General features: G+C 59.8%; 11 protein-coding genes. 5 read left to right on the top strand and 6 right to left on the bottom strand.

Features of this window, described 5'->3' with window-relative positions; genetic code table 11:
• Positions 1–20: 20 nt before the first annotated feature.
• Entirely contained in the window at positions 21–986 is a 966-nt protein-coding gene (locus tag KXD86_RS07160) for an NAD(P)H-dependent flavin oxidoreductase (RefSeq protein ID WP_218635357.1), read from the bottom strand.
• A gap of 129 nt (positions 987–1115) precedes the next feature.
• Between KXD86_RS07160 and KXD86_RS07155 the strand changes: the two genes are divergently transcribed.
• The 3 genes from KXD86_RS07155 (at position 1116) to KXD86_RS07145 (ending at position 3759) form a co-directional block, all read left to right on the top strand.
• Entirely contained in the window at positions 1116–1844 is a 729-nt protein-coding gene (locus tag KXD86_RS07155) for a DsbA family protein (protein WP_218635356.1), read from the top strand.
• A 141-nt stretch (positions 1845–1985) separates the two neighbouring features.
• A complete protein-coding gene (trhO, locus tag KXD86_RS07150; protein WP_218635355.1) occupies positions 1986–3005 on the top strand; it encodes an oxygen-dependent tRNA uridine(34) hydroxylase TrhO in 1020 nt (339 codons plus the stop codon).
• A gap of 22 nt (positions 3006–3027) precedes the next feature.
• Positions 3028–3759, top strand: a complete 732-nt coding sequence (locus tag KXD86_RS07145) for a DUF481 domain-containing protein (RefSeq protein WP_218635354.1) — start codon at positions 3028–3030, stop codon at positions 3757–3759.
• Here KXD86_RS07145 and KXD86_RS19015 read toward each other — a convergent pair whose 3' ends face one another.
• The 5 genes from KXD86_RS19015 to KXD86_RS07120 all read right to left on the bottom strand — a co-directional run bounded on the left by KXD86_RS19015 (position 3760) and on the right by KXD86_RS07120 (position 10025).
• Positions 3760–4707 (bottom strand): YbgA family protein, encoded by a 948-nt coding sequence (locus KXD86_RS19015; protein WP_218635353.1) that lies wholly within the window; start codon positions 4705–4707, stop codon positions 3760–3762.
• 80 nt (positions 4708–4787) lie between these two features.
• The gene (locus KXD86_RS07135; protein WP_218635352.1) at positions 4788–7025 is read right to left on the bottom strand and encodes a glycosyltransferase; all 2238 of its coding nucleotides are present in this window, start codon (positions 7023–7025) and stop codon (positions 4788–4790) included.
• Positions 7022–8080: a lysylphosphatidylglycerol synthase transmembrane domain-containing protein gene (locus tag KXD86_RS07130; protein WP_218635351.1), complete on the bottom strand. Its 1059-nt coding sequence runs from the start codon at positions 8078–8080 to the stop codon at positions 7022–7024. Before KXD86_RS07130 ends, KXD86_RS07135 begins: the two co-directional genes overlap by 4 nt.
• A 65-nt stretch (positions 8081–8145) precedes the next feature.
• Positions 8146–9186, bottom strand: a complete 1041-nt coding sequence (locus KXD86_RS07125) for a DUF6160 family protein (RefSeq protein ID WP_218635350.1) — start codon at positions 9184–9186, stop codon at positions 8146–8148.
• A gap of 179 nt (positions 9187–9365) precedes the next feature.
• Positions 9366–10025, bottom strand: coding sequence for a GntR family transcriptional regulator (locus tag KXD86_RS07120; protein ID WP_218635349.1), 660 nt, complete (start codon positions 10023–10025; stop codon positions 9366–9368).
• A 215-nt stretch (positions 10026–10240) separates the two neighbouring features.
• Between KXD86_RS07120 and KXD86_RS07115 the strand changes: the two genes are divergently transcribed.
• The gene (locus tag KXD86_RS07115) at positions 10241–11380 is read left to right on the top strand and encodes an alkane 1-monooxygenase (protein WP_218635348.1); all 1140 of its coding nucleotides are present in this window, start codon (positions 10241–10243) and stop codon (positions 11378–11380) included.
• Positions 11381–11668: 288 nt separating this feature from the next.
• Complete coding sequence (gene gloA / locus KXD86_RS07110; protein WP_218635347.1) at positions 11669–12217, top strand: lactoylglutathione lyase; 549 nt, start codon at positions 11669–11671, stop codon at positions 12215–12217.

The raw sequence follows: 12217 nt of genomic DNA, 5'->3' as shown, positions 1-12217 counted from the left end.
CCTGGAGGCGGCCGCTTCCGTCAACCGCAGAGCCGGGCCCGGGCGGCCTTGTACTCCGAGGTCAGGCGGCTCACCAGTGCCTTGACGCTGAGTACGTCGTGAATCTGGCTGACCCCCTGGCCGGCGGACCAGACCGTCTTCCAGGCCTTTGCTTCATCGTCCACCGGTTTCAGTTTCTCTCCGTAATCAATGGCCCCGGCCTGGTGCAGTTTGTCCATCGGGTAGCCGGCGGCCTCCAGGCTCTGGCGCATAAAGCTCGCGGGAATCCCTGAGACCGCGGGCGTATGGATGATGTCTGCCGACACCGCCTCGATGATCATGTTGCGATAGGCATCATCGGCCTGGGATTCAAGCGTATTGATGAATCGGGTTCCCAGGTAGGCCAGATCCGCGCCCATGGCCTCGGCTGCCAACAGGTCCTGCCCATGGGACAGGCCGTCGGCCAGCAGGATGGTGCCATCGAAGACGTCCCGGATCTCGTGCACCAGAACCACCGGGTTGAGGGTGCCGGCGTGCCCACCGGCGCCCGCAGCCACCGCAATGATGCCATCCACGCCGGCTTCCGCTGCCTTGCGGGCATGCTTCTGGTTGGTGACGTCATGGAAGACCAGGCCGCCGTAGCCGTGCACGGCTTCAACGACCTGGCTGGCGGCACCCAGGGAGGTGATGACGATGGGCACCCGGTGTTTGACGCAAAGCTCCAGGTCCACCTGCCAGCGGGGGTTGGTGCGATGGACGATCAGGTTGACCGCATAGGGGGCCAGCCGGGCGTCGGGATGCTGCTGGCGGAGCCTGTCGAGCCCGGTGTTCATCTGTTCGAGCCAGGACTCGAACCCCTCGCTGGTCCGCTGGTTCAGGGCGGGAAAGCTGCCGATCACGCCCTCCTTGCAGCATGCCAGGGCCAGTTCCGGCCCGGAGATCAGGAACATGGGCGCTGCCACCAGGGGCAGAGTCAGGTTGCCGGCGAGGGATGCAGGTAAGGCCATGAGTTTTCCTTAATTTTTGTTGGAACTTATATAGGTTATAAAGGATCTTAGCCTGCCGGGGTGGCTCTGAACATGGCCATTGCCCCCGGAATACGAGGAAAAATACGACCAACAAAAAAGGAGCCCGTAATGGGTGAAGCAAAACGTCGCAAGGAAACCGGAGCCCCTGCGCCAAAGAAAACCGGTAACAGACCTTTGTTTATCGGGGTGACGGTGCTGGTTGTGGTTGCCGTTGCCATTGGCCTGTTTTTTCTGACGGCCAAGCCCAAGCCGTCATCGGATGAACTGCCGGTGGCCGCCCCCAATGCCGATCCGTTTCCGGCCGAGCTGGACCAGTATGGCGTGTCCGTGGGTCCGGCCGATGCGCCCGTTGTGGTGCGTGAGTTTGCCGACTACCAGTGCCCGGCCTGTGCCCGCTTTTCTGACGCCAGCCAGAAGCTGAAAGCACAGTACGTTGAGGCCGGAAAGGTCCGCTTTGTCTATTTCGACCTGCCGTTGCAGCAGCACCAGAACGCCATGCCTGCTGCCCAGGCTGCGCGCTGTGCTGGCGACCAGGACGCCTACTGGGACATGCACGATAAGCTGTTCGCAGCCCAGTCGGAGTGGAGCGACTCTGGTGACCCGGTTGCCACGTTCAGCCGTTATGCCGGCGACCTGGGGCTGGATGAACGGCGCTTTCGCCGCTGCATGACCACGGAGCTGCATCGCGAGGCGGTGGAGCAGAGCCGGCGCGTGGCCATGCAGCTGCGAGTGGCCAGCACACCGACGGTGCTGGTGGACAACATCCGCCTGCCCCGGCCCGGGTGGGGGCAGCTGTCCGCCGTGGTGGAACGGGAGCTGGCGAATGCGGCCGAGTGATGGGCTGGCGGGATCGGTTCGGCCAGTCCGGACTTGATCCCGGGCCAGAGTTGGTGAAAAATTGCGCCCTCTCTGGCCCACGCCTTTGAAGAAACCCAAACCCATGCTCCGGATTTACGGTCCGGCCCGCAGGAGAAATCGATGAGCAATGATGTAGTTGTCTGCGCGCTCTACAAGTTCGCAGTTCTGAATGATTACCAGTCCCTTCGCCAGCCTCTGCTGGACACCATGTTGGCCAACGACGTCCATGGCACCCTGTTGCTGGCGCGGGAAGGTATCAACGGCACCATCGCCGGCAGCCGTGAAGGCATTGATGCCGTCAAGGCCTGGATCGACAGTGATCGTCGGTTCGATGGCATTGACTACAAGGAATCGTTTGTGGACATCCAGCCGTTCAAACGCACCAAAGTGAAGCTCAAGAAAGAGATTGTCACCATGGGCGTGGACGGAATCGATCCGAAGCGCATCGTAGGCACCTACGTAGAGGCGTCGAAGTGGAATGACCTGATTTCCGACCCGGAGGTCGTTCTGGTGGACACCCGAAATCAGTACGAAGTGGAGATCGGTACCTTCCGGAACGCCGTGAACCCATCCACCGACACCTTCCGGGAGTTCCCGGAGTACGTGAAGCAGAACCTCGATCCGTCGAAGCACAAGAAAGTCGCCATGTTCTGTACCGGCGGTATCCGTTGCGAGAAATCGACGGCCTATTTGAAAGAGCAGGGCTTTGAGGAGGTCTACCACCTCAAGGGCGGCATCCTGAAATACCTTGAGGAAGTGCCCGAGGAACAGAGCCTGTGGCACGGGGAATGCTTCGTCTTTGACGACCGGGTCACGGTGAACCATCGCCTTGAGCGTGGTGACTATGATCAATGCCACGCCTGTCGGCGACCGATCACCGAAGATGACAAACAGCGTCCCGAATACGAACAGGGCGTGAGTTGTCACCAGTGCATCGACTCACTGACTGAGGAGCAGAAAGCCCGGTTTGCTGAGCGCGAGCGTCAGATGAGGCTGGCGGAGCAACGGGGTGAAGCCCATGTGGGTGGCGAAGCCGCTCGCATCATCGCTGAACGAAAGGCTCGCAAGAAGGCGGAGCGTGAACAGCAGGCACAGAAAAGTCTGGCTGGCGAAAAGCGCCGTAAATCCGCAGGAGCCTGAACCGACAAACCAGGAGCACTTCATGGAACTCAAAAACGCGGTCGCGATTGCCTTTATCGGAGCTGCTCCGCTTGCCCAGGCTCAGGACCGGGGCGACGTCACCTCTGAGTTCGAGATTGGAGTCCTGGTGACATCAGGCAACACCGAGGAAAGCAACCTGAATGGCCGGCTGGCCATCAGCAATGAACTTCCGCGCTGGCGTAACATGGCCGAATTCAGTGCCAGGCACACTGAGTCGGAGGACGAAACCACGGCCGAGCAATACCAGGTTGTGGGCGAGACCAACTACAAGTTCGACGAGCGCCAGTACTGGTTTCTTCGGGGCGCCTGGGAGGATGATCGCTTTTCCGGTTATGACTTCGAGTCGTCGGTCACCGCAGGTTACGGTAATCGCCTGTGGGAGTCTGGTGATCAGTCATTCTGGAGCGTCTCGACGGGTCTGGGTTACCGGTACAATCGACTGGATGAACCGGATGAGAACGGCGAAAACGCCGAGGATTCCGCAATCGCCCGATTCGCCACCCAGTTTGATTACGCGATCTCCGACCGCGCCCTGTTTCGTCAGAAGCTGAGCACAGAAGTCGGCCTGGAGGAAAACAACACCATCAGTGAATCGGAAACCTCGTTGCAGGCGACCGTGGTCGGTAACCTGTCGATGAAAACCGCGTTCCGGGTCAAACACGTCTCCGACCCGCCTGAAGGAAAAGAGCGGACGGATACCGAAACCGCCCTGACCCTGCTCTACAGCTTCTGATCAGACGTTGTTCCGGAGCCCGAGTTCGTCCGGGTAGGGAGTCAGGTAGTGCTGGACACTGAGGTAATCCACCGGCTCCCGGCGCTGGGCCATGCGTAACAGGGTCATGGGCACAACAAGCGGCACTTCGCCGCGCCGGTAGGCCTCCATCTGCTCCATCAGCACCTTCCGGTCCTCATCCCCCATAGAGTCCCGAAGGTAGCCCATCAGGTGCTGCATGGCGTTCATGTGGGAACCCCGGCTGACCTTCTGGCTCATGGCTTCCATAAACTGGTGAATGTACCGGTCGGCAATGGTGTCGAGGGGCTCCGATTTCAGGTCGCCCAGCATCGGGCCCAGTTGCCGGTAAATCTTTTCCGAGTGTGCCAGAAGCTGGAATTTATGGCGGGTGTGGAACTCGATCAGGGCCTTCGCCGTCAGGTTGTCGCCGGCAACGTTATGCATCCAGTCGTCGTAGGCGAAGACCCGCTCGATGAAATTCTCGCGGATCATATCATCGTTCAGGCGGCCTTCTTCCTCCACGGGCATCAGCGGGTAGGTGCGGATCAGTGCCTCGGCGAACATGCCCCGACCATCCCGGCGCGTTACCTTGCCGTCCTCGTTATGGACCTTGATGCGTTCCATGCCACAGCTGGGGGATTTCGCCATCAGGATGTAACCGCGCAGGTTGGCCAAGGATGGCATCACCGTATCGATGAACGCCTGCATGGCATCGGTGTGGTCGTTCTCGCCCCTGGTCTCGATGAGCCGAAGACCGTCGGGGTATTCCCTCAGGTGAATGGCGGGCCGGGGCACACCCAGGCCGGCTTCCAGCTCGGGACAGATGGAGCGGAATTCAAAATGCCTGGACAGAATCTGGGTGCAATAGCGGGAGTGCTTGTGGCCGCCATCGTGGCGGACTTCCTTGCCCAGCAGGCAGGTACTGATACCGACGGGAATTTCGCTCACGTAATCTCTCCGATCAATAAAACTACCTTTGTAATACGTGAATTCAGTCTAAACCGATCAGGCTCACGCCGTGAACCCAATCAGTGCTCCCGGTGCGGGTTCCGCTTCTTCGCCTCCAGCGCCAGGGTACTGGCGTAAATGCTCCGAACGTCCCGGGCGAACTGCTCAACCGAGTAGTCTGCTGCGAATTCCAGGGCCCGTTCCGCCAACTCCTGGCGAAGTTCGTCCTCTTCCAGCAGGCGCTTCACCTCGTGCACCCAAAGCTCCTGATTCTCCGGGGTCTTGAACCCGTTGACGCCATGGCGAACCACGTCCTCAATGCCACTGGATCGCACCGCCACCACCGGCAGACCAGCCGCCATGGCTTCAAGGATCACCATGCCCTGGGTTTCCGATTTCGAGGCAAACAGGAACGCATCGCCCAGGCGGTACCAGGTTGCCATGTCCTCGGGCGGCACGGCGCCCACGAGGGTGAAATGTCCCTGCAGGTCAAGATCCTCGATCTTCTGCTGCAGACGATCACGCTGGTGCCCATCGCCGATCATCAGGAACCGGAAGGGCACGTCTGTCTCCTTCCGGAGAGTGTCGATCGCCTCGATCATGAAGTCGATGTTCTTCTCGTTGGAGAGACGGGAGACGCTGACGAACACTTTCTCATCGTTCAGGTCCAGTTCGTTGCGCAAACGCTGGATGTCCTCGTCCCGGACGTCCTGAAAACGCTGGTATTCGATGCCGGTGGGCTGCACGTAAGTGGGCGTCTTCACGCCAATCATGCGCAGGTACTCTTCGGTGGAGTAGGTGGGCACGATCACGCCATCACATTTGTTGGCGAAGCGCTTGATCAGGGCATGGGAGATCAGGTTCCGGAACAGCATACCGGGCAAGGGCACGAAGTGGGCGTAGTGCTCCAGCCGGGTGTGGTAGGTGTAGATGGCGGGAACCTTGAGCCTCCGGGCCAGGAACAATCCAAGGGAGCCGAGCCAGAACGGGTGGTGCAGGTGAATGATGTCCGGCTGGAAGGCCTTCACCCCCCGGCGAATCCTGGCCAGGAAAATATTCGCCAGCCGGAACTCCCGCTTCTCGCCCATGGCGAGCAGGGAGGGCACTCGCAGAACCTGCTCCTCGCTTTCGGGCTGATCCTTGTATCGGGGGGCGACGATGAGGAGGTTGTCGCCCAGCGCCACGAGTCCCCGGCGCAGGCGCTCGATGGAAATGGGCACGCCGCCGATGAACGGCAGGTAGTTGTTGGTGAACATGGCCACCCGGAGCGGCTTTTCCAGCCAGGGCGACGGGTCCAGGTCGTAGTCCGGGTAATAGTCCTTGCCAACGAAAATCGTGGTGTACAGTTTGATAGTGATGGCCATGAACACCGCGAGGATCAGGATGAAATTCAGGTAGCCGGAGTAGATCAGGGAGTAGATGAAGAACCACAGGCTCTCCAGCTGTTTCAGGAACGGATGCTGGCCTACCTTGAGCCGCTCCAGGGAATGGCTGATATCGCCGTCCACGCCAACGTCGACCCGTACAAAATGGTAGAAACTGATGTCGTTGTTCAGGACCAGCCCGCCGGCACCACCGGTGGTAATGAAGGTGGTGTTGCCCTTGACCGCTTCCGAATAGAGCGACAGGTTGGCGGAAAACACCAGGTCGATATCGTGTCGCTGGATCTCCTGCAGCAGCGCCTTCCGGAACTCCGGGGGTTGCAGGTAATCCTCGCGCTGATCGAACGGCGCATTCTTCTCCGGTTCGATCGGCGGGTGGCCGATGAACAGGATCCGGGCCTTTGAGTCGTCCTGGGCCAGCAAGTCATTGAGCCAGCGAATCTGCCACTTCCAGGGCGTTTTGCCGGTGCTGTCCAGGAAAATCAGCCGGCTGTTGCCGGCCTGAATACTGAAGAAGTGCGGGCCAAAATGGTCGTAGAAACGAAAGCTGCCGAAGTCCTCGTATTCGTGGGCGCCGAAGGTCAGCAGGTACGGAATCGTGAGGTGCCCAAGGCTGCCATAAAGCGCCCGGTACTTGTCCTCGCCGCCGCCACTGACGGCGTTGCCCGCCGACACCATGAAATCGATCCCGGAGCTGTTCAGCTCGGGAATGATGCGCTCTTCGAAGATGCCGATGGAGTTGTTGATGTTGCCAACCACGGCAAAGCTGACCGGAGCCTCCGGGCCGGTGCGTTTCTGGATGCGCTCCACCTGGTCGGTGTGCAGGCCCTTGAAGTCCTTCATGAACAGGTTGAGGTAGGCCTTGTAGCCCACCAGCAGAGTCACAATCACCAGACACAGGTAGAACAGCAGTTTCAACGGGTTTCGGAGAATCATTCCACGTTCCTGCGATCGTTGATCAGTTCCCTCTGCAACACGATCAGCCCGATGATCATGCCCAGATAAATGGTCAGCAAACGCCAGCTGACGGTCACCAGCACCAGATGGTTGCCCGACAGAATATCGCGAAAGAAGCTTCCGAATACACCTTCGGAAATGCCCGAGGCGCCGGGCGTAGGCGAGAAATACATGATAAAGGTGGTCACGACCAACAAACCCAGGGTGACCAGGTAGTCCACGTTGTAACCGAGGCTGTGAATCAGCAGCGCCGGAAAGCTGAACAGGCTGAGCAGGAACAGGGCGGTGAACAGGATCGACAGAATCACGTACTTGGGGCGGCCCTTGATGTAATCGCCGAAACTGTCGGAGAACCGGAGCATCTCCCGGCGGGCCTTGAACTGCCAGCGTCGGTGCCGCGCGTCGCTGATGAGATGGAGGTGGCGAAGGGTGACCAGCAGCCGGGTCAGCGGCACGATCAGCCAGTGGGTCCGGAACAGCAGGATCGCAAAGAACCCCAGGTAGAGGAAGATGAACACCGCCAGGGCAACGCCAATGTTGCCGGTGATGGTGTGGTCCTTCAGCGCCTGCAGGGTCAGCAGAAAAACCGGTGTCAGTGTGAAGATAAACAGAACGGCCAGTACCGTACGAATCGTCGTGGCCGCCGTGGCGCGCCCCATGGGTACGCCGTGGCGGTGCAGGTACCAGATCTGGGCAAAGCCGCCCCCGGTGGCCATGGGCGTCACATTCGAAAAGAACAGGTTGATGAACACCAGTTTGAACATCACCTTGAACGGCAGCCGGTGTCCGAGGGCGCACAGGGTGTAGTGCAATCGCAGGCCATCGGAGACGAAATAGACCAGTAAAAGCAGCCCCGCCATCAGCAGAGTGGAGGGTGCGACGAGTCGTGTATCGAAGGTGATGCTGCGCCCGGCGAACTGATCGTAGACCGCATACAGACCGGCCGCGGTCATGGCGATGAAAATCAGGCTGAAGACGGTGAGTCGTCGCCAGGAAGTCCGTTTCGGGTATTCACTGTCGGTGGAGTCGGTCATGGGCTGCCCGTCAGGTTAAGACGGGCAGTTTACAGGAGGTTAGGCGAGGGTTGTCCAGTCGGGGATCAGTGGCCATACACCATCATGGTGGTGTTGGTGATGGCGAAGTCGGTGAACTGAACACTGCCGATGCTGTTGGGGCCGATTCGGAACGTCGGCATGTCGATATCCGCGCGGAACTCGACGTCGTGCACCGACAGGCCATCCTTGCCGGAGGCCGCGCTGGTGCCCCGGGACAGTTTGGCGGTGGCGCTGGCCATGCCGAAATGACCTAGGGTGTCGTTGCCGCGCCGGTTATGGATCTGGAGCCCCTCGATGCCGACGGCGGCGAAGTTGAAAACCAGGAGCAGGTCGGCCGCGTCCCAGTCGAGGCGGCCGTTGGTGATCTCGAAGTGAGTGTCCAGCTGCAGTTCCGAACCGGACACCGTATTGCCGTTGGCGAGGGTGCGGGTGTCGGTTCCACCGTTGCGGACCACCAGGTCGGTCGGGCCCACGTAGCCCTGCAGCAAGACATTGGAAAACAGGCTGGTGGTGCCTTCGCTGCCGCTGGTGGTCAGGCTGTCGACCGCGAGTTCAAAATCCACGGCCCTCAGGTAGTCGTCCAGCACCGTCGGGTCGCCGTAATCGGTCGCCCCCAGGTGAATGACCAGGTCGCCGCTGTTGAACTGCTTGCCGAAGTCGCCGGCAACGCTGTACTTGGCCAGTGCGTCTGCGACATCGGCGTTGCTGGTGCTCAGCAGGCCGGCATCGGCTCGCCGCGCGATCTCCGAGAATCCGTGCTCCAGCACTTCGTCCTGGCCGGCGATGTCGATGGTCACCTTCATGTTGTCCAGGACCGTGTCGTTCTGGCCGGAAAGGCGGAGGCCGTTCACGTTGATCGAGCCCTCGTCAATCCAGCTCAGGCGGTCAACCGAGACCTTGGTTTCCATCTCAATTGTCACGCCTGCCTGGCCGGTGATGCCGGCAAGGGCACGGTCATCCAGCGACTTGAATTCAGCCATGGCGGGTAAGGGCAGGGAAAGCGCGAACGCCAGGACGGCCAGATAACACGACGGTTGGTGTCGGGCAGGTGCTGCGCAGCTGGAACAGGCGTGTGACAGAGTCATGGTGGCCCCAAAATCCGTTTTCGGTGTTTGTTGTTGTGTACGAAAAGCCTGTCAGGGCTCTCCGGGCCGCAGGACAGCGCAACCCATGCAGCGGACATTCGGTTTTGTTACACGTTGTTACGATAGGCGGGATGGTGCCACAGGTCTGTGAGCTGAATCACAACCCAGGGTGGCTTGTCTTACGAGGTCAGCGCCTGCTGGATCAGTAACTTCTGGTGTTCCGCGAAGTCGTGGATCAGCGCCTGGGCCTTGGCGCCATCCCGGGACAGTACCGCTTGTGGCAGGTGGCTGAAGAACTGGCTGGTCTGGTCCAGGCCTCTGCGGTAACGGTCGGCACTGAGGTAATAGGCCCGGCTGACGGCGGGCTTGAAGTTCGACAGGGCTTCGGTCAGATACGGATTGCCCACCACCTCGCAACAGGCGTCCATGACCGCAAAACTGGCTTCGACAATGGCGGTGATGTCCGCGGACGGTTGGTTCATCTGTTCGACTACTTGAGCCACGGCATCCAGCAGGGGCTGCCGGTCCGTTTCCTGCCAGCGTTCACATAGCCGGGCGGCAAGCATCATCAGCAGATGCATGTAGACGTCGTACAGCTCGGAGGCGTGTTCCGCGTCCAGCCGGGTGGCCGATGCGCCCTTGCGCGGCGTGATTTCCACCAGATGCCAGCGTTCCAGTGTGTACAGGGCTTCCTTTACCGAGGCCCGGCTCACTTTCAGTTCGTTCGCCAGGGTTAATTCCTGAATACGCTCACCCGGGCGGATCTGCCCGGTCATGATCCGTTCCGCCAGGTAGTTGGCAATTTCTTCTGCCAGGGTGTTCGGCACCTGAAAATCCATATGGGCTCTCTGAACTGGAATCTGTGGGCATGAGTCTATCACAGCCATCTGGAAGGGGAGCTACAACCCATTGATCCCGTGGGGCTTCCCCGGCGTGCTCAAAAACCTCCAAAATTTGTTGACGACTGCTATATTGTAGGACAATAATGCAGAAAACAACAGGCGGGCGATGGTTCGCCCAAATCAATGCCGAAGGAAAGAGCGAGGAGAGAGCCATGAATACCAGCCAGTGGTCCATCAGCCGGGAGGCGACGCGCCGTAGAATCCTGCTGACCCTCAAGAAGTACAGCTACCTGATTGCCATGATCCCCCTGGCCCTGCCGCCACTGCTGTTGGCGGCGGGCCACGCCACTCAGCTGGTGAACCTGTTCTCCTGGGGCGTGCCCGTGGTGGTGTTCGGCATCATTCCGGTGCTGGATATGCTGCTGGGTAAGGATGCCCTGAACCCTGATGAAGAAGCCGATGTACCCCGCATGAACAGTGAAATCTTCTACCGGTTCATTACCCTTGGCTGGGTGGCCGGTTTCGCCGCCCTGCTGGTCTGGAGCATGCTGGAACTGGCCTCGGGCACGTTCAGTGCGGTTGGCGGTCTGGGCTGGATCCTGTCCATCGGGATTGTTGGCGGCCTCGGCATCAACGTCGCCCACGAGTTGATTCACAAGGACGCCAAACTGGAAACCCGCGCCGGCGGATTCCTGCTGTCATTGGTCTGCTACGGGGGCTTCAAGGTGGAGCACCTGCGTGGCCACCATGTGCACGTTTCCACGCCGGAGGACGCTTCCTCGTCCCGTTACAACCAGTCGCTCTACGAGTTCTTACCACAGGCCTACGTGCGCAATTTCGTCAATGCCTGGAAGCTGGAGGCCCAGCGTCTGGAGCGTAAGGGCCTGAAAGCCTTCAGCTGGCGTAATGAACTGATCTGGTGGTACAGCATCAGCGCACTGGCGCTGGTTGCCTTCACCGTTGCCTTCGGGTGGCTGGGTGCCGCCTTCTTCCTGGGGCAGAGCTTTATCGCCTTCACCCTGCTGGAAATCGTCAACTACCTCGAACACTACGGTCTGCATCGCCGCAAGCTGGACAATGGCCGTTACGAACGCACCACCCCCGAACACAGCTGGAACAGCAATTACTTCCTCACCAACGTGTTCCTGTTCCACCTCCAGCGCCACAGCGATCACCACGCCTACGCCAAGCGCCGCTACCAGGTCCTGAGGCACCATGAGATCGCCCCCCAACTGCCGGCCGGCTACGCCGCCATGATTGTTGTCGCCATGGTTCCGCCGCTGTGGAAGCGGATTATGAATCCGCGGGTGGAGGCCTATTACCGGGGGGAGGAGCATCAGTTGGCTTCCTGATTTTGGGGGAGGTGGCGACCGGGGAAATTTTTCTCCAGAAGAATCGCAAACTCGCTTCGCTCAGACAGCGATTTTCTTCCGAAAAACACCCCCGATCACCACGACCAACCCCTGCCAGCCCCCAAAGTTTAAAACGACTTCAGAGCGTCTCTGAAGAACCGCCGCCGAAGCGGCCCTCCGACCCCGCCGGTTTGTCTCTGCCAGCGGGGTCTTTTTTCATACCCTTGAAATCCCCCTGAAACGCACGCAGGTATATGCTCTGAATCCTCGAACAAAGAAGGGAAAACCATGCCCAAGCATTTTGAACAAGCTGCCGGCCTTTACAATGACCCCGTTCCCGAGACCGAAGGTTATGTCTTCAACCAGACCATGATGCGCATTAAGGATCCCGAGCGCTCCATGGACTTTTACACCCGAGTGATGGGCATGCGCCTGGTTCGGAAGCTCGACTTCCCCGAAATGAAGTTCACCCTGTACTTCCTGGGCTATCTGGACGATCGCCACGCTCAGCAGGTCCCGACCGACGACGCCTACCGCACAACCTACACCTTTGGCCGCGAGGCCATGCTTGAGCTGACCCACAACTGGGGCACCGAGGACGACAACGATTTCGCCTACCATAGCGGTAACGACGAGCCCCAGGGCTTCGGTCACATCGGTATTGCCGTGCCCGACGTGTATGCGGCGTGTGAGCGCTTTGAAAGGCTTGAGGTTGAGTTTGTGAAGAAGCCGGACGATGGCAAGATGAAAGGGTTGGCGTTCATCAAGGATCCGGACGGCTACTGGATCGAAATCCTGCAGCCGAATATGATGCAGAAGCAAAGCCGGGAACGCTGA

This window comes from Marinobacter arenosus (assembly GCF_019264345.1).
Classification (GTDB): domain Bacteria; phylum Pseudomonadota; class Gammaproteobacteria; order Pseudomonadales; family Oleiphilaceae; genus Marinobacter; species Marinobacter arenosus.
The sequence above is the reverse complement of the archived record's forward strand: the minus strand, read 5'-3'. Positions and strand labels throughout refer to the sequence as shown.